Source organism: Paenarthrobacter nicotinovorans, from assembly GCF_021919345.1.
GTDB classification, from domain to species: domain Bacteria; phylum Actinomycetota; class Actinomycetes; order Actinomycetales; family Micrococcaceae; genus Arthrobacter; species Arthrobacter nicotinovorans.
The window spans coordinates 3,070,816-3,088,356 of record NZ_CP089293.1 but is presented as its reverse complement, the minus strand read 5'-3'; the positions used below and the strand labels follow the sequence as shown (position 1 = coordinate 3,088,356).

Sequence of the window (17,541 nt, the reverse complement as noted above, 5' to 3'; positions counted from 1 at the left end):
CCGGAATACCCCTGAGCCGCAAGGACTTCTACTACATATGACTTACAAGAGCCCTCTGTTGTCGCGCCCTGGCGCCGTTGAAGATACCGGTCTGGACGAAGGCGTCGCGGCACACTACGGCGAACCGTTGCGTGAGCAGCGCGCTTTGGCAGCGGGCACCGCCGTCGTGGATCTGTCCCACCGCGGCGTGGTGACCGTGGCCGGACCGGACCGCCTGAGCTGGCTGAACACGCTGTCCTCCCAGCAGCTCACCAACCTGCAGCCGGGCGTCTCCAGCGAACTTTTGTTGTTGAGCGTCCAAGGGCGCATCGAGTTCGACGCCCGCGTAATTGACGACGGCGGGACCACCTGGCTGATCGTCGAAGCGGCCGAAGCGGCGCCCCTGGCTGACTGGCTGAACAAAATGAAGTTCATGCTCCGGGTGGAGATCGACGACGTCTCGGAGCAGTGGGCCGTGGTGGGGGCCACCAAACCGCTGGAGCAGTTCTCCTCCCGCCTTGTGTGGGAGGATCCGTGGCCGCACGTGGGTCCTGGGGGTTACGCGTACAGCATCGTGCCGGAGGAATCCCACCCCGGGCTGGAGCGGCCCTGGTACGAATTCCTTGTTCCCGCAGCTGAGCTCGAGACCGCGGTGGAGGGCCTCCCGCTGGCCGGCGCCATGGCAGCGGACGCGTTGAGGGTGGCTGCCTGGCGGCCCCGTCTGGGCGCGGAGACCGACGAGAAGACGATTCCGCATGAACTGGATCTGCTGCGCACCTCGGTGCACCTGAACAAGGGTTGCTACAAGGGCCAGGAAACCATCGCCCGGGTCCACAATCTCGGGCACCCGCCGAGGCGGCTGGTGTTCCTTCAGCTCGATGGTTCCCAGCACACCTTGCCGGCTGTGGGCAGTGTTGTATTTGCCGGGGAACGCAAGGTGGGTACTCTGACATCGGTGGCGCAGCACTTCGAGATGGGCCCTGTGGCGTTGGCCGTGATCAAGCGGTCCGTTTCCGCGGAGGAAACCCTCACGGTGATGGACGGCGAGGAGCCTTACATCGCAGCCCAGGAAGTGATCGTCGCCCCCGACGCCGGACAGGTTGTCGGGCGCCAGACTGGATTCCTGAAGGGACCCCACCGATGACCCCAAGCGATGGCCCTGCTGCCACAAACGACCAGACAGGCCCCGATGAGGAGACGCTGGCTCTGGCCCATGCCCTGTTCGACGCCGCCCGTGAGGGAAACACGGAGTTGCTGCGGGGCTATCTGAACGCCGGAGCCCCCGCCACCCTCACCAACGCGGCAGGGGATTCGCTGTTGATGCTCGCGGCCTACCACGGACATGAGGACGCCGTGCAGTTGATCATCCACCATGGTGCCGATGTCAACGCTGCGAACGACCGCGGACAGACGCCTCTCGCAGGCGCCGTTTTCAAGGGATATACCGGGGTCGCCAGGGCCCTTTTGGATGCGGGAGCGGATCCCGACGCCGGTACGCCCAGCGCGCGCGACGCCGCCTCGATGTTCGCCCGCACGGAAATCCTGGCCCTCCTGGGCTGACCGGGCTTTCCAGGTAAACCCCGGCCGCAGCAGCAGCCGGGGTTTACTTGCACCTGATTACTCCACGTGGAATAGTTGTTGTGGAATATTCTTGATGGGAGGAGCAGGCTGTGGCCAAAAGTGCTGAGTTGACGCCGTTGGGCGTTGCGTCATTGGCGCTTCTCGCCGAGCAACCCATGCATCCCTACGAGATGTACCAGGTGCTGATGGCCCGTCACGAGGACCGGTTGGTCAAGGTCCGTCCGGGCACGCTCTATCACGCGGTCGGACGGCTTGAGGAACACGGACTCGTGGAGGCGACAGGGACGGAGCGCGAAGGCAACCGCCCCGAGCGGACCACGTATCGGATTACGGAGGCTGGACATGCGGCATTGGACGCGCGGCTCCAGGCCATGCTCGCTGCTCCCGTCAACGAATACCCCGTCTTTCCCCATGCCATTGCCGAAGCGCACCACCTCCCCGCGGAGGTGGTGACCGGCCTCTTGGAGGACCGGCTGGTCGCCTTGAACGCCGACCTCGACTTCCTGGTCCATGCCGAGGAGGCCGTGACGGCCAAGGGGCTGGACCGCAAATACTGGATCGACATCACTTATCAGCAAGCCATGCTTCGAACCGAGATCGCGTGGATCCGCGGTCTCCTTGAGGAGTTGGGCACCGGGCAGCTGCCCTGGGATGAACCCCGCCCTGCCCTCACCGGACTTTCAAACAAGCCAAAGGAATCCCTTGGAAAACATAGCTAAGCCATGGCCCGCACTGTGGTCACTCGTGGTTGGCTTCTTCATGATCCTCATCGACACCACCATTGTGTCGGTCGCGAATCCGCGGATCATGGAAGGCCTCAATACTGACATCAACGCCGTTATCTGGGTCACCAGCGCCTACCTGCTGGCCTATGCAGTACCCCTTCTCATCACCGGCAGGCTTGGTGACCGCTTCGGACCCAAGAACCTGTACCTCATCGGCTTGGTGGTCTTTACCCTGGCCTCGCTGTGGTGCGGCCTTTCCGGCGACGTGACCATGCTGATCGCTGCCAGGGCGGTGCAAGGACTCGGTGCCGCCATGATGACTCCCCAGACCATGGCCGTCATCACGCGTATCTTCCCGCCGGACCGGCGCGGTGCCGCCATGGGCCTGTGGGGAGCCACTGCAGGCATGGCCGTACTGGTGGGCCCCATCCTGGGCGGCGTGCTGGTCGACAGCCTCGGCTGGGAGTGGATCTTCTTCGTCAACGTCCCGATCGGTCTTGTGGCTTTCATCCTGGTCATGCGGTTCGTACCCAAACTGACCACGCACAGCCACTCCTTCGACGTTCTGGGCGTGCTGCTTTCCGCCGTCGGCATGTTCTTGCTGGTATTCGGAATCCAGGAAGGCCAGACCTACAAGTGGGGCACTGTGACTGGGTTCATTTCGGTGTGGGGCCTGATCATCACCGGTCTCGCGGTTCTCGTGGTCTTTGTCCTCTGGCAGTGGATCCTCGAACGCCGCGGAGGTGAACCGCTGCTTCCCCTGGGGCTGTTCAAGGAACGCAACTTCTCCTTGGGCAACACCACCATCATGGCTGTCGGCTTCACGGTGACAGCGTTCCCTTTGCCCACCATCTTCTACTACCAGACCGTCCGGGGCCTGACGCCGACCCAGTCGGCCCTGCTCATGATCCCCATGGCAGTGATCTCAGGTGCCCTGGCGCCGTTCGTGGGCAAGCTGATCGACCGGGCCAACCCCCGATGGTTCGCATCCTTCGGCCTGCTTTGCCTCTCCGGAGCCCTGTTCTGGACCGCTTCCTTGCTGGGCCCGGACACTCCCATCTGGATGTTCCTGCTGCCCAGCGCCTTGCAGGGTGTGGCCAATGCCTTCATTTGGGGGCCAGTGTCCAACGCCACCACCCGCAACCTGGAACCGCGCCAGGCCGGTGCCGGATCGGGCGTCTTCAACACCACGCGCCAGATCGGTGCCGTGCTGGGTTCGGCTGCGATCGCTGCCCTGATCCAGTCACGCCTGGCGGCTGAGCTCCCGGCCGCGCCAGCAGGCGCGCCGGTCGGCGAGGTCTCCATGGGCGGCACTTTGCCGGAATTCCTGCACGCGGGATTCTCGACGGCGATGAGCCAGTCCATCATGCTGCCGGCCTTCGCGATCCTGCTGGGCGCCGTCGTCGCTCTGTTCTTCGGCAAACCGAAGTCTGTTTCCGGTTGGGGCGCGAAGGCTCCTGCCCAGGCTGAAACGGCCGACGCCGAACTCCAGCGCTAAGCGTGGAGTCTTTGTCCGGCTGATGCCCTGGGGGAGACTCCCCGAAGGGCATTGGCTGGACAAAACTCCGGGCGGAATCAGCCGAGGAGCACGCTCGCGTGAAGCCCGCCCGTGGCGAAGCCGAGGCTGCGGGCCATCGCGAGTGCTCCGGTGTTGCTCACATCTGCCTTCCATTGCAGGGTCAGTCCGGCAGCAAGTGCTTCGTGGGCGGCGATCGAAGCAGCCAACCTTCCGATTCCGCGCCTGCGCCACGGGGGAGCCACCAGCACTCCCATGTTGGCCAGGATTCCCTCCCACTCGGAGTAGGCGCCGCAGGCCACAGGGGTGGGTTGCTCCTCTTCCGGATGCATGATGGTGAAGCGGTGCTCCAGGTTTTGGAGTCCCACTTCATTCACATCGTCGGGAGGGCATAGACCTTCCAGGCTGATGGCCTCGGGATTGCCGTGGGAAACCGTGAGGTCTTCGGACGGCTGCTGCAGGGGAAGGTCGTCTGCGAAGAACAGGGCCGACGAGCCAAGTCCGTGCCCGCCGTGCGACCGCGTCAGCGTCAACAATGTCACGTGCTGGGCCAACTCGGTATCGGGGATTCCCTCCGCCGCGTCCATTGCCCACTGCGGACCCACCAAGGCCGACACCCCGAACAGCCGCAGGAAAACCAGTGCACGGGCTGAGTCGTCAACGCGGATGATCCTGGCGTCGGGGTCGCCCGGAGCAGTCCCTTCAGGGGCGAGTGCGGCAGCGGCGCCGGCGAAAGCGTCGTCGTCGAGCCCCAAATGGCGAGCCCACGCCAGCTGGATGATTGCAGCGGACGTGGGCTCCAGAGTCATGGATTCAGCCTAGCCGAACAGGACCGATGCTTCGTCGTAGCGGTGCTGCGGCACGGTCTTGAGCTTGCCGAGGGCTTCCTCGAAGCCCACGTGCGAGATATCCGTGCCCTTGAGGGCAACCATGGTGCCCCAGCGGCCTTCGACCACGGAGTCGATGGCAGCCATGCCGAGCCGGGTAGCCAGGACGCGGTCGTAGGCCGTAGGCACGCCACCGCGTTGGATGTGGCCGAGGATGGTGGCACGGGTTTCAATGCCTGTACGGGCCTCGATCTCGGGGGCCAGCTGGTCGGCGATGCCACCCAGGCGGGGGCGGCCGAAAGTATCCAGGCCGCGCTCGGAGTGCGGGGATTCCATGTGGTCCGGGACGAAGCCCTCCGCCACAACCACCAAAGGGGCGCGGCCACGGTCGTGGGCTTCCTGTACCCACTCCGTGATCTGTTCGATGCTGGCTTTCTGCTCCGGAATCAGGATCGCGTGGGCGCCCGCTGCCATGCCCGCGTGGAGGGCAATCCAGCCAACGTGCCGTCCCATGACCTCCGCGATCATGCAGCGGTGGTGCGACTCGCCGGTGGTGCGGAGCCGGTCGATGGCTTCGGTCGCGATTTGGACTGCGGTGTCGAAGCCGAAGGTGTAGTCAGTGGCATCGAGGTCGTTGTCCACGGTCTTGGGCACGCCAACGATTTTCAGGCCGGCGTCGGTGAGGCGCTTGGCCGCAGCCAGGGTTCCCTCACCTCCAATGGCGATGATGGCGTCAATGCCCAGGCGTTCCATGTGGGCCTTGATGACATCGGGACCGCCGCCGTTTTCGAACGGATTCGTCCGGGAAGTACCCAGGATGGTTCCACCTTGCTTGGCGATACCGCGGACCATGGTGCGGGGGATGTCTATGACATCGCCTTCAACCACACCGCGCCAGCCGTCGCGGAAGCCGACGAATTCCTGGCCGTGGATGGCAATGCCTTTGAGGACTGCTCCCCGGATCACTGCGTTGAGTCCGGGGCAGTCGCCACCGCTGGTAAGAATGCCAATTTTCATGTTTGCTCACTCATGGCTTGGAGGAATACGTGCAAGAGCGCCACGCTGAGCTCCCCATGATTGTAGACGGGCATGTGGGGTAGGACACAAACGGTTACCTTCGAGCACGGATGTGCGGTGCTGGAAACATGGCCGAAATCAGCGAAAAGCGCCCCGCCGGGCCGGCGGGGCGCTTCATGTTCTGTCCGGGTTCGGCAGGTTTGCCCGAATGGTTACCGGGAGCGTTGGCTGATGAAGGATTCGAGGGCGATCTTGTTGTTCTGGTCCGGAAGGATGAGCCAGCCGAGGATGTACACCACCACTGCCGGCCCGGGGAGCAGGCAGAAGAGCAGGAAGGCCACCCGGACGTAAGCCACATCCACCCTGAGCTTCGCGGCGATGCCTCCGCACACGCCACCCAGCCAGCGTTGTGGTCCCCGCTTCAGGCCGAAGCCCCTGACGATGCTGAAGAACTTGTCCATGGCTACACACTTCCCTGTTGTGGTTGCTTTGTCACGTGGATCGGATGGATCGGGTGGATCACGGGGCAGGGCTCTTGGATTTCGCGGAGCCCTTACGGGCCGAGAGGAGTCCGCCGACCACCAGTGCGGCCCCGGCTCCGATCATCAGGCCTATCAGCACATAGGTACCGTTCAATGACACCCAGCCAAGAGTGGAGATGATGATCAGTGCCGCCAGGGCCACCACGATCAGACCCCACACTACGGTTCCAATGCGGGCCTGCCTGGGTTCGTCCTCCTCTTGGTGTTCCACCCGGAAGCTGGGCTCCAAAGGCGGCGTCAGGGGGATCGGCTGGAGACCGGGCTTCGGCAGGGCTTCCGTAGGGCGGGTTTCCTTGGGCAGTGGCTCGGTGGGCTGAGATCCGGGGGTCGTGAAGGGCTCGTTCGTGCTCATGTCAGTTTCCTTCCTTGATGGTCACGTTGCTGAAGGTTCCGTCGATTTCCACTACGAGGTTGGCCCCGGGTTTCCCGGTGTTGTAGAGGGTGCTGTCGTCCTGGAGCCGGCCACCGCGGTCTGCGCCGCGTTCGTTGAGGTTGCCGAAAGTCATGTCTGCCTTGACCTCCACGGGAACATCGTCCGGGATGATGACCGTGACATTGCTGGCGGTTGCGTCCACCGGGACCAGGACCTCGGAGATCAGCGGCGGCGTGGTGGTGACATTGCTCAGGTCAACAGTTCCCTTGGCTCCGGTGACGCTGATGCCCTGGCGTGCCTGTTCCAGGCTTGTCGGTGCCCAGTTGACGTCGTGGAAGGTCCAGCGATCGCCATTCCGGGGAACTACATTGAAGATTCCGCCAACGATCAGGGCTACGACGGCCAAGAAGCCAAGCAGGCCGGATGTCCGTCCCCGAAGTCCCGCGACCAGGATGCCCAGACCCAGCACGGCAGCACCGGTTGCCCACACCACGGCGTTGGCTGTGTTGCCCAGATCAATGACGTTGCCGGCGTCGAGCGCCTTCAACGTGCCGCCGGCCAGGAGCGCTGCACCGGCAGACACTGCGACGATGGCCGCGCCGGGTCCCTTGCGTTTGGGTGTGGCCGGTTTTTGTTCCCACCCCTGCGGCGGAGTAGGGCCGTGCGGGGGAGTGGGGCCGAACGGAGGACGCGGACCGGAAGGAGGGGTCGGCCCGGAACCGTAATTGCCCGGACCGTAACTGCCCGGACCGTAAGATCCGCTGCGTGATCCCGCAGGTGTGCCCGCACCGTAGACAGGTACGCCGGCATTGGTTCCCGTGGCCGGGTAGGAGGCCGGAGCACCGTACGCTGCGGTTCCGCCAGGTGCGGCCGCGTAGTTCTGCGGGCTCATGGGCGCGGCTCCTTTCGACGCTTTGTTCCGCTGGACCAGGAAGTAGATGAGGTAGAAGACACCGCCCATCCAGAAAAGCGTCCAGAACAGGCCGGGAAGCCCGTTCCAGCCCCATCCCCAGAAACCGCGGCCCAGGCTTGGAAGTCCGATGATGACCGTGATCAGAGCACCTGTCATGCCACCCGACCACCGTCCGGCGCCTGCCTCTTGGACGTGGATCCGGCCATCGGGTTCGGGCAGGAGTGCCCACGCGATGCCGTAGAGGAGGACCCCGACACCGGCGAAGAGCGCAAGGACAATGAAGATTCCGCGCACGATCAACGGATCAATGCCGAACCGGTGGGCTACACCGCTGGCAACCCCGCCGATCCAACGGTCAGGTCCACGGCGGATGCCCTGGTCCCGGATCCAATCGAAGAAGTTCTGTTGGGGCGCCTGGGGAGCGTCCTCCGCCGGCGCGTAGGTCCCGGCAGCAGGGCCAGTGCCGGCAGACGCTCCGGCAGTGGGCTGGTCCGAAGCCCCGGAAGGTGATCCGGAAGCTCCGGTGGAAGCGCTGGAGCCGGACGGGCCGGCGGTGTCGCTGGAGCCGGACGGGCCGGCGGTGCCGGACGCTCCGGGTTCCTCTGGGTTCATGCTGTTCGCGTTCATACTTCGATCCTGCCGCCCGGGCCCACATGCCCTCTACTGGGGGATACCCTGAATGATCCCTGAGAGAGCCCCTGACCCTGCCGGAATCCGGTTCGGGGAACCCTGATCCGTGCTTGGATTGGTACATGAGAACCGCCGTTGAACGCCCCCCGCTGGTCCGCAGCAGCGACCGCATGATCGCGGGCGTCTGCAGCGGCCTGGCGGATCACCTGGGGTGGCCGGTCAAGTTTGTGCGGCTTGGCATGGTGCTGGCCAGTTTTGCCGGCGGGGCAGGTGTGGCGTTCTATGCGTGGCTGTGGACCATGGTTCCCACCGCGGATGAGAACGCCAAGCGCAATGCCCGCCGACCGGCGTCGCCCATTGCTCCTGCCGTGAGCCTGCCGCCTGTGGCGCCTGGAAGCATTGACACCGCCCGGGCGCCAAGGGCGTACGACGCCGGCACCGCACCGGCGGCTTTCAGCGGACCGGCGGTGGCTGGTGCTCCGGGCGGCGGGTCGGCAGCCACCGGAGCCACAGGTCCCGCCGCAACAGCTCCGGACGCAGGCGCAAACCCGCCCGGAGGTTGGTGGGACGGCAGCGCCCTGGCATCGTGGTTCTCGTTCCGGAAGATTCAATACGGCAAGGAGATCCTCCTCGGTGCCGCGCTGCTTCTGGTTGCTGCCATTCTGATCGCCCGCCAATTCGGGGTCGACGTCCCCTTGGGCACTCTGATTCCGGTAGCAGCCATCCTCGGTGGTGCGGCGATTGCCTGGATGCAGCTGGATGAAACCCGCAGGGCCGGCTTGGTGGACAAGACGAAGGCCGACCAAGCCGGTGGCTGGGTCCGTCTCGCAGCGGGCCTGGCGCTGGTTGTGGCAGGTGTCCTGGTGATGGTGTCGGGGTCGGGCTCCTGGGAACAGACCTGGCTTGCCCTGCTGGCCTCCGTGGCGGTCCTGGGCGGCGTTGCCTTGGTGTTGCTGCCTTGGGGGCTGAAATTCTGGAAGGACCTGGAAACAGAGCGGGCCGGCCGTGTCCGGGAAACCGAGCGCGCTGAAATCGCCGCCCATCTGCACGATTCAGTGCTCCAGACCCTCGCACTGATCCAGCGGCGGGCGGGATCCGAACAGGACGTGGTCCGCTTGGCACGTGCACAGGAACGCGAACTCCGGACCTGGCTCTTCAGCGACCCCGCCAAGGAAACGGGCCTCCTGGCTGAACGGATCAAGGCGATCGCAGCCGAAGTGGAGGACTCCCACGGCAATGCGGTGGAAGTGGTCACCGTGGGCGATACCGAAATGACGGAACGGCACGAGGCCCTGGTACAGGCGGCCAGGGAAGCGATGCTCAACGCGGCACGGCATGGTGGCGGGACGGTATCGGTCTACCTTGAGAGCACTGACGGCAACACTGAGATCTTCATCAAGGACCGCGGCCCCGGTTTCAACCTTGACGCTGTGCCCGACGATCGCCTGGGCGTCAAGGAATCAATCATCGGCCGGATGAAACGGCACGGTGGAACCGCGGTCATCAACAGCAGCAGCGACGGCACGGAAGTCCGCTTGGCCCTTCCGTCAGCACCTTCGGAGGCGAATGAGCAGCGGAAAGGTGAAGCTTTCATGAGTGAGGCTCGAAACAGTGAAGTCCGGAACGGAGAAATGAAGCAATGACGATCAATCCTGATGGTGGTCCGGGACGCACTGTGCGGGTGGTGATCGTGGATGACCACACCATTTTCCGCTCCGGGCTGAAGGCCGATCTTGACGCACGCATGGACGTAGTGGGCGAAGCCGGAACGGTGGAGCAGGCCATCGCAGTAATCGCCGAGACCCGCCCCGAGGTAGTGCTCCTGGATGTTCATCTTCCCGGCGGCCTGGGCGGCGGCGGCCGTGAGGTTATCGCCGGTTCCTCGGCCTTGCTGGGTACCACCAGTTTCCTGGCCTTGAGCGTGTCCGACGCCGCGGAGGACGTGGTTTCGGTGATCCGGGCCGGCGCCCGCGGTTACGTCACCAAGACCATTTCCGGCAAGGAAATTTCCGACGCCGTGATCCGGGTTGCCGATGGAGATGCCGTGTTTTCTCCCCGGCTCGCAGGATTCGTGCTGGACGCCTTCGGAACGGCTCCGGCGGACATCGCGGATGATGAACTGGACAAGCTCTCCGCCCGGGAACTCGAAGTCATGCGGCTCATCGCCAGGGGATACAGCTACAAGGAAGTTGCCAAGGAGCTGTTCATCTCCATCAAGACGGTGGAAACGCACGTCTCAGCCGTCCTGCGGAAGCTCCAGCTCTCCAGCCGCCACGAACTCACCAAGTGGGCAGCGGAGCGACGCCTCCTCTGACGCTTGCTCACATCCCGCGGGGGATTTCCCAACGCTTGCTCACATCCCGCGGGGGATTTCCCAACGCTTGCTCACATCCCGCGGGGGATTTCCCAACGCTTGCTCACATCCCGCGCCTTAAACGCAAACGCTCTTCCACCTGTCACGGTGGAAGAGCGTTTGCGTTGGCTGCTTGCTACTTGGCCTTGCCCAGGAATTCCTGGATGCGGCGGACACCTTCAGCGAGGTCGTCGTCGCCCAATGCGTAGGAAAGGCGGACGTAGCCGGAGGGGCCGAACGCCTCGCCCGGAACCACGGCTACTTCGACTTCGTCGAGGATGAGCGCGGCGAGTTCAGCCGAGGTGCTCGGCCGGACCGGGCCGTTCGAGGTTTCGAATTCCTTGCCCAGCAGACCGCGGACGTCCGCGTACACGTAGAAGGCGCCGGTCGGCGTCGGGCACTCAACGCCGTCAATCGCGTTGAGTCCGGCGACGATCGCCTTGCGGCGCCGGTCGAAGGCCACCTTCATTTCGTCGACGGCGGTCAGCGGACCCGTGAGGGCAGCGGCGGCTGCGATCTGCATGATGTTGGAGACGTTGGACGTGGCGTGCGACTGCAGGTTGGTAGCGGCCTTGATGACGTCTGCAGGGCCGATCATCCAGCCGACGCGCCAGCCGGTCATGGCATAGGTCTTGGCAACGCCGTTGAGGATGACCACCTTGTCGCCAAGCTCCGGAGCGGCCGTGGCGATGGAGGTGAACTGGACGCCGTCGTAGGTCAGGTGCTCGTAGATTTCGTCCGTGACGACCCACAGGCCCTTGGATGCCGCCCACTTGCCGATCTCCGCAACCTGTTCCGGGCTGTAGACGGCGCCGGTCGGGTTGGAGGGGGAAACGAACAGGAGGATCTTGGTCTTGTCCGTGACAGCTGCTTCAAGCTGCTCGATGGTCACCAGGTAGCCCTGCTCCGGCCCGGCGAAAACCTCGACGGGCACGCCGCCGGCCAGGCGGATTGCCTCCGGGTAGGTGGTCCAGAACGGGGTGGGGATGATGACTTCGTCGCCCGGATCCACCAGGGTGGCAAAGGTGTTGTACACGGCCTGCTTGCCGCCGTTGGTCACCAGGACCTGGGCGGGATCGACCTTGTAGCCCGAGTCGCGGAGGGTCTTGTCCGCGATGGCCTTCTTCAGCTCCGGAAGCCCGCCCGCTGGGGAATAGCGGTGGTACTTCGGCTGCCCGGCTGCCTCGATGGCTGCCTGGACGATGTAGTCGGGGGTGGGGAAATCCGGTTCGCCGGCACCGAAACCAATCACGGGACGACCCGCGGCCTTCAGTGCCTTGGCCTTGGCGTCAACGGCAAGGGTGGCGGACTCGGCAATGGCTGAGATTCGCTGTGAAATGCGGGCGGCAGTTGTTCCGGCAGACATCTATGTACCGTTCTTCGCAGGCAGCTCGTGGGCTGGATGATGGGATTCGACGTAAACTACCTTATGCTGTTCTGCGGAGCTCCCGCGTGCCCACCCGGCTTTGTGACTGATAATACTGGTCACAGGCCGAAAAGGGACAGGGAGGTCCGGAACAAGGCCGGTTCGACTATCGCGAAATTCTTGCGTAGACTGGTTCACCGGTGTTGAAAAGCATCACAGGCTGAAGTGCGGCCTGAAACATGGATTCGATCCATAGGGTAGTGGCGCAATTGGTAGCGCAGCGGTCTCCAAAACCGCAGGTTGCAGGTTCGAGTCCTGTCTGCCCTGCGCAAGCTGTTCCGGCGGAAACGCCGGGGCACGCGCAGCAACCATGGCTCTGATCAGAGTCGGGTCAACGACTTTGCAAGGTGAGTGAGGACCAGGTGACCGAAACAGCTGCCAGCAGCTCGAAGGGCCGTCCCGCCAAGAAAGCCGATCGCGGCTTCTTCGCCCGTATTGCACTCTTCGTACGCCAGATCATCGGCGAGCTGAAGAAGGTCGTTGCACCCACCCGCAAGGAACTGATCAATTACACGCTCGTGGTGCTGGTGTTCGTGGTCATCATGATGGTCATCGTCACCCTTCTGGATCTCGCCTTCGGCACGGGAGTCAGCTGGGTCTTCGGTGGGTCAGGCGCTACGGACCGCTAAGCGGATCTGTCCGCAAACTGTGTGAAATCCCTTGGTTCGCCGGGAATTTTGCGGGGTTTGCGGAATTGAGCCATTTAAATAGGCATGTTAGGCAATGAGGAAGCAGGAGACCAAGTGTCTGAGCAGGAGCTCGAGGTAAACGAGACTGAGCTGGGCGAATCCGCCGAGGACTCAGCCGACGCCACGGCAATTGTCGCGGAAGAGTCCGAGGTCGATTCCGCTGCGCCCGAATCTGCCGACGTCGACTCTGAGGATTCCGAAGAGGACTTCGAGTCCGACGTGGATGAAGAGTCCGATGACGCGTCCGGCGAGGCTGCCGACGTCGAGACCGCGGAAGAGTCCGACGGCGACCAGCTGGCTGCCGCTGCTGCAGCAGCGCCTGCTGATCCCGCGGAGGAGTTCAAGGCCAAGCTGCGCCGCCAGGAGGGTGACTGGTACGTCATCCACTCCTACGCCGGTTACGAAAACCGCGTCAAGGCCAACCTTGAGACCCGCATCCAGACCCTGGACATGGAAGATTACATCTTCGAGATCCAGGTGCCCATGGAAGAGGTCGTCGAGATCAAGAATGCGCAGCGCAAGGTTATCAACCGCGTCCGCATCCCCGGTTACGTCCTGGTCCGCATGGACCTGACCGACGCCTCGTGGGGCGCCGTCCGTCACACCCCCGGTGTTACCGGCTTTGTGGGCAACGCCCACAACCCGGTCCCGCTCCGCCTTGACGAGGTCTTCTCCATGCTCGCCCCGGTCTTCGAAGAAGAGCAGGCAGAGCAAGGCAAGCCGGTCAACAAGCAGAACCAGGCCCCCGTGGCCGTCGACTTCGAGGTCGGCGAGTCGGTCATCGTCAAGGAAGGTCCGTTCGAGACTCTTCCGGCAACGATCTCCGAAATCAAGCCCGAGTCCCAGACCCTGGTGGTTCTGGTCTCGATCTTCGAGCGCGAAACCCCGGTGACGCTCGCATTCAACCAGGTCACCAAGATCTAGCTGATTCCAAAATTTCGCTCCTGTCCTGCCTGCTTAGCAGTTCGGGAGCGGCCGGCCGCCTCGCCATGGCGGCCACCAACCTGGGACGCGCTCCTGTGTCCCAGGAAGCTATTGAGAGAAGGACCCTACATTGGCTCCCAAGAAGAAGGTCACCGGCCTCATCAAGCTGCAGATCCAGGCAGGTGCCGCTAACCCGGCCCCGCCGATCGGTCCTGCACTTGGCCAGCACGGTGTCAACATCATGGAATTCTGCAAGGCGTACAACGCTGCAACGGAATCCCAGCGCGGAAACGTTATCCCGGTTGAAATCACGGTCTACGAGGACCGTTCCTTCACCTTCATCACCAAGACCCCGCCGGCTGCAGAGCTCATCAAGAAGGCTGCAGGCGTCGCCAAGGGTTCGGCTACCCCGCACACCGTCAAGGTTGCCAAGCTGACCCAGGCACAGGTTGAGGAAATTGCTTCCACCAAGATGGAAGACCTGAACGCCAACGACATCAAGGCTGCTGCCCTGATCATCGCCGGCACCGCCCGCTCCATGGGCATCACGGTCGAAGGCTAGAACCCTCGAAGGCCTATCGTGGCCTTCACCCGCCGGGCAACCGGTATCTGAAACATTGAAATGTCGCAGGATCCTTGCCGGATCCCCGACTGTGGCAGGGCCCAGCGCGGTCCGCAGACCACAACTGCACAAGGAGAAACAGCAGCATGGCAAAGCGCAGCAAAGCATATGAGGCAGCCGTAGCCAAGATCGAGGCAGACAAGGTCTACGCCCCGTTCGAGGCCATCACCCTCGCGAAGGACACCAACCCTTCCAAGTTCGACGCAACCGTTGAGGTCGCTTTCCGCCTGGGCGTCGACCCGCGTAAGGCCGACCAGATGGTTCGTGGCACCGTCAACCTGCCCCACGGCACCGGTAAGACCGCCCGCGTCCTCGTTTTCGCAACCGGCGACAAGGCTGAAGCAGCAATCGCTGCCGGCGCCGACTTCGTTGGTTCCGATGACCTGATCGAAAAGATCGCCGGCGGCTGGACCGACTTCGACGCCGCAGTGGCAACCCCTGACCTCATGGGCAAGGTTGGCCGCCTCGGTAAGGTTCTCGGCCCGCGTAACCTCATGCCGAACCCGAAGACCGGCACGGTTACCCCGGACGTCACCAAGGCTGTCAACGACATCAAGGGCGGCAAGATCGACTTCCGCGTCGACAAGCACTCCAACCTTCACTTCATCATCGGCAAGGTGTCCTTCGACGCCACCAAGCTGGCTGAGAACTACGCAGCAGCACTGGAAGAGGTGCTTCGTTTGAAGCCGTCCGCTTCCAAGGGCCGCTACATCCAGAAGGCTACCGTTGCCACCACGTTCGGCCCGGGCATCACCGTTGACCCGAACGTCACCAAGGTTCTCACCGACGCGTAAGCTTCGCGAGCACTGGCTCTGAAAAGGACCGTCCGGCTTTTGCCGGGCGGTCCTTTTTCTGTCACTGCCTGCATTCGCTTCCAGCCTGTTTTCTTGTCTCCGTCTGTTCCGCGCGGGAGGCGGGCCGTAGGCTGTGGTGCGTGACGTCGTCGAACATTTCAGGGCCTTCCGGATTGACCGTGGAACGGATCCGTGTCCCCACGAGTCCGGACGCCGCAGATGCCCCTGACTTCCAAGCCTTTCACCAACTGAACGTCGTCCACGCCATGGAACTGTGGGGCAACCTGGACCGCTGCGCTACCCTGGCCGAGGCCGTCCTTTTCTGGCAGGGAAATGAATACGAAGAGCGCCAGGTCCATCTGGCCCGCCTCGACGGTGAGGTGGTGGGTTGCGGCACTTTGACGCTGCCCCTGAGTGAAAACACGACGACGGCGGGTGTGGACGTGCTTGTCGACGCGCCCTTCCGGCGCCGTGGCTTTGGATCCCGGATACTGGCCCTGTTGGAGGAACTGGCCAGTGGCCGTGGGCGGGTTTCGTTCGATGCCTACTGCGGAGAACCCATCGCGCCCGTCGAGGCCGGCGTGGAGTTGTTGGAGGCCAAGTCCGGCTCAGGCGGTGTGCCTTTGGACGCGGCATCCACACGCTTCGCCCTCCGCCACGGTTACTCGTTGGAGCAGGTCGAAACGAACAGCACGCTTGCCTTTCCCGTTTCCGGGGAATCGCTTGGGGTCCTGGAAGCGGAGGCCTTGAGACGCTCGGCGGGCTACAGCGTCCTGGGCTGGAAGTCGCGTTGCCCGGACCACCTTGTGGGCGCTTTCGCCCGCCTCAAGAGCCTCATGAGCACAGAGGTTCCCATCGCAGGCCTCGGGTGGGAAGGCGAGGTGTGGGACGCTGCCCGGGTCCGCCGGGAGGAAGCCACCTGGCAGGCCAGCGGTGTGGAGTCCGCCGTGTGCGCAGCCCGCCATGACGCGACGGGGGAGCTGGCCGCCTACACGGTCCTGACGCACCGTGAAGAGGCGCCGGCGGTGATCTACCAAGAGGACACTCTGGTGGCTCCCGGGCACCGGGGACACGGTTTAGGGATGCTGGTGAAAACCGGCAACCTTCGCCGCGCACAGGAGCTCTGGCCGGACGCCACGTCGGTCATGACATGGAACGCCGTTGAAAACCAGCATATGCTGGCCATAAATATCGCCCTTGGATTCAAGCCGTCCGGCTTTGAAGGCGAATGGCAGAAACGGCTGGGATGACTGTAGACGAGACGGGTACCGTTCAGGTCGGGCAGCTGTGGGTGCCTGACACCCTGGACAGCCCTGAGGCCGCCGATTTCCTGGACGCCGTGGAAGTCGGACGCCGGGTGCGCATGGAAACGTGGGGGAGCGACGACCTCGCCTACACGCCCTTGGAAAAGCTGCTGGAATTTTCCGATCCCTATGAACGCCAGATCATCCTGGTGGCCAAGGTCGAAGGCGCCATCGTCGGTGTCGTGGACATCGCCTTGCCCCTGGCTGACAACATGGACCTGGCCGAATTCACCCTGGACATCCTTCCCGAGTACCAAGGGCAAGGAGTCGGACGGCAACTGCTGGAGGCCGCCGAACAGCTGGCCCGCGCCGAAGGCCGGACCATGATCCTGGTGGACACCAACCACCCTGCAACGTCCCTGACGGAGGTACCCGAGGACCAGCTGATTCCGGGCAGCGGGGCCGGATTTGTCCCTGTCAGCAGCAGGGAGGTGGACTTCGCCAAGAGGGCCGGCTACACACTCCAGCACATCGAACAGTTCAGCTCCTGCATCCTTCCCCTGGACTCCCAGCTCGTAGCTGACCTCCAGCTGGAAGCGGAGGAAGCCAACGGGGGCCGCTATGCCCTCCACCACTGGACGGACCGCTGCCCGGACGCCTGGCTGGATGCTGTTGCCGCGTTGGAAAACGCAGCAGGCGAGGTTGTGCGTGACGATGCCGAGGACGATGCCCCCGAGGTTGAAGCGAGCGGAATGGTTTTCGACACCGCCGTCCTTCGGGAAACTGAAGACGCCGCATTGGCGCAGGGACGGCGCACGGTTGTTACCGCCGTCGAGCATCTTGAGAGCGGCAAGCTGGTGGGCCTGACCACCATCAGTGTACTGGCCCACCGCCAGGACGTGGTCTTCCAGGACGACACCCTGGTCCTCCAGGAGCACCGCGGAAACAAACTGGGTTTGCTCATCAAAGTGGCCAACATGGAACGGCTCAGCGAGCAGTTTCCGGACGCAAGAGTGATCTACACCTGGAACGCGCCGGAAAACCGTTACCTCCTGACTGTCAACAAGCAGTTGGGGTTCACGACGGCCGGCATCACCGGACTGTGGCAGAAGGAACTGCCGGGCCGGGATAAGGGGCCGGCAGTCTCCGAATAGGGGCAACCGCGAGCTGTAGTGCCGCGCCCCGATTTGGTTTGCCGCACACTGTCCCGTAACCTTGAAGTACCAAAGACCGTCGGTTGATGGGAATCCACTCTTTCGAGCACAGCTCAATTCTGCAGCCACGCCCCTGAGAACAAAGTGAATTCCTTGACGAAGGACCCTGAACATAGGGCGGCCGGCGCAGGTGAACGAAGCTAGTCTCCACGGATCGAACCGTGTTGAGCCA

The 17,541-nt window shown here is 63.7% G+C and carries 18 protein-coding genes and 1 tRNA gene; 13 read left to right on the top strand and 6 right to left on the bottom strand.

All coding sequences use genetic code 11. The features are described 5' to 3' along the window. Positions 1 to 37 precede the first annotated feature (37 nt). The 4 genes from ygfZ to JMY29_RS14350 all read left to right on the top strand — a co-directional run bounded on the left by ygfZ (position 38) and on the right by JMY29_RS14350 (position 3,783). On the top strand, positions 38 to 1,123 hold the full coding sequence (gene ygfZ / locus JMY29_RS14365) for a CAF17-like 4Fe-4S cluster assembly/insertion protein YgfZ (RefSeq protein ID WP_189075262.1): 1,086 nt from the start codon (positions 38 to 40) through the stop codon (positions 1,121 to 1,123). After that, positions 1,120 to 1,539, top strand: a complete 420-nt coding sequence (locus tag JMY29_RS14360) for an ankyrin repeat domain-containing protein (protein WP_018776712.1) — start codon at positions 1,120 to 1,122, stop codon at positions 1,537 to 1,539. The genes ygfZ and JMY29_RS14360 overlap by 4 nt, the downstream gene beginning before the upstream one ends. A 110-nt stretch (positions 1,540 to 1,649) precedes the next feature. Then, a complete protein-coding gene (locus JMY29_RS14355; RefSeq protein ID WP_018776711.1) occupies positions 1,650 to 2,279 on the top strand; it encodes a PadR family transcriptional regulator in 630 nt (209 codons plus the stop codon). Further along, positions 2,263 to 3,783: a DHA2 family efflux MFS transporter permease subunit gene (locus JMY29_RS14350; protein WP_055971651.1), complete on the top strand. Its 1,521-nt coding sequence runs from the start codon at positions 2,263 to 2,265 to the stop codon at positions 3,781 to 3,783. Before JMY29_RS14355 ends, JMY29_RS14350 begins: the two co-directional genes overlap by 17 nt. Positions 3,784 to 3,860: 77 nt before the next feature. Here JMY29_RS14350 and JMY29_RS14345 read toward each other — a convergent pair whose 3' ends face one another. The 5 genes from JMY29_RS14345 to JMY29_RS14325 form a co-directional block, all read right to left on the bottom strand. Beyond that, a complete protein-coding gene (locus tag JMY29_RS14345) occupies positions 3,861 to 4,610 on the bottom strand; it encodes a GNAT family N-acetyltransferase (protein ID WP_039242416.1) in 750 nt (249 codons plus the stop codon). 9 nt (positions 4,611 to 4,619) lie between these two features. Next, on the bottom strand, positions 4,620 to 5,645 hold the full coding sequence (locus tag JMY29_RS14340; protein ID WP_018776708.1) for a 6-phosphofructokinase: 1,026 nt from the start codon (positions 5,643 to 5,645) through the stop codon (positions 4,620 to 4,622). 212 nt (positions 5,646 to 5,857) lie between these two features. After that, positions 5,858 to 6,106 (bottom strand): PspC domain-containing protein, encoded by a 249-nt coding sequence (locus JMY29_RS14335; RefSeq protein ID WP_018776707.1) that lies wholly within the window; start codon positions 6,104 to 6,106, stop codon positions 5,858 to 5,860. 58 nt (positions 6,107 to 6,164) lie between these two features. Further along, entirely contained in the window at positions 6,165 to 6,539 is a 375-nt protein-coding gene (locus JMY29_RS14330; protein WP_055971654.1) for a hypothetical protein, read from the bottom strand. Between the two features lies 1 nt (position 6,540). Then, positions 6,541 to 8,100, bottom strand: coding sequence for a PspC domain-containing protein (locus JMY29_RS14325; RefSeq protein ID WP_189075261.1), 1,560 nt, complete (start codon positions 8,098 to 8,100; stop codon positions 6,541 to 6,543). A 125-nt stretch (positions 8,101 to 8,225) separates the two neighbouring features. Between JMY29_RS14325 and JMY29_RS14320 the strand changes: the two genes are divergently transcribed. Together JMY29_RS14320 and JMY29_RS14315 are read left to right on the top strand one after the other, a co-directional pair. Beyond that, positions 8,226 to 9,746 carry an ATP-binding protein gene (locus JMY29_RS14320; RefSeq protein ID WP_189075260.1) on the top strand — a complete coding sequence of 507 codons (1,521 nt, stop codon included), beginning with the start codon at positions 8,226 to 8,228 and terminating at the stop codon, positions 9,744 to 9,746. Continuing rightward, positions 9,743 to 10,417: a LuxR C-terminal-related transcriptional regulator gene (locus JMY29_RS14315; RefSeq protein WP_018776703.1), complete on the top strand. Its 675-nt coding sequence runs from the start codon at positions 9,743 to 9,745 to the stop codon at positions 10,415 to 10,417. Before JMY29_RS14320 ends, JMY29_RS14315 begins: the two co-directional genes overlap by 4 nt. A gap of 175 nt (positions 10,418 to 10,592) precedes the next feature. On the opposite strand, the gene JMY29_RS14310 is transcribed toward JMY29_RS14315, so the two are convergent. Then, a complete protein-coding gene (locus tag JMY29_RS14310) occupies positions 10,593 to 11,822 on the bottom strand; it encodes a pyridoxal phosphate-dependent aminotransferase (protein WP_018776702.1) in 1,230 nt (409 codons plus the stop codon). A 254-nt stretch (positions 11,823 to 12,076) separates the two neighbouring features. On the opposite strand from JMY29_RS14310, the gene JMY29_RS14305 reads away from it, so the two are divergent. The 7 genes from JMY29_RS14305 to JMY29_RS14275 all read left to right on the top strand — a co-directional run bounded on the left by JMY29_RS14305 (position 12,077) and on the right by JMY29_RS14275 (position 17,309). Continuing rightward, positions 12,077 to 12,149: transfer RNA gene (locus JMY29_RS14305), tRNA-Trp, on the top strand. Positions 12,150 to 12,229: 80 nt separating this feature from the next. After that, positions 12,230 to 12,511, top strand: coding sequence for a preprotein translocase subunit SecE (gene secE, locus JMY29_RS14300; RefSeq protein WP_026267011.1), 282 nt, complete (start codon positions 12,230 to 12,232; stop codon positions 12,509 to 12,511). 114 nt (positions 12,512 to 12,625) lie between these two features. Further along, a complete protein-coding gene (nusG, locus tag JMY29_RS14295; protein WP_018776700.1) occupies positions 12,626 to 13,495 on the top strand; it encodes a transcription termination/antitermination protein NusG in 870 nt (289 codons plus the stop codon). A gap of 130 nt (positions 13,496 to 13,625) precedes the next feature. Next, the gene (gene rplK, locus JMY29_RS14290; protein WP_011775609.1) at positions 13,626 to 14,057 is read left to right on the top strand and encodes a 50S ribosomal protein L11; all 432 of its coding nucleotides are present in this window, start codon (positions 13,626 to 13,628) and stop codon (positions 14,055 to 14,057) included. Positions 14,058 to 14,203: 146 nt separating this feature from the next. Then, positions 14,204 to 14,911, top strand: a complete 708-nt coding sequence (gene rplA, locus JMY29_RS14285) for a 50S ribosomal protein L1 (RefSeq protein ID WP_018776699.1) — start codon at positions 14,204 to 14,206, stop codon at positions 14,909 to 14,911. Between the two features lie 140 nt (positions 14,912 to 15,051). Beyond that, complete coding sequence (locus JMY29_RS14280; protein WP_189075259.1) at positions 15,052 to 16,161, top strand: GNAT family N-acetyltransferase; 1,110 nt, start codon at positions 15,052 to 15,054, stop codon at positions 16,159 to 16,161. Beyond that, a complete protein-coding gene (locus tag JMY29_RS14275) occupies positions 16,140 to 17,309 on the top strand; it encodes a GNAT family N-acetyltransferase (protein ID WP_189075258.1) in 1,170 nt (389 codons plus the stop codon). Before JMY29_RS14280 ends, JMY29_RS14275 begins: the two co-directional genes overlap by 22 nt. The last annotated feature ends 232 nt before the right edge of the window (positions 17,310 to 17,541 follow it).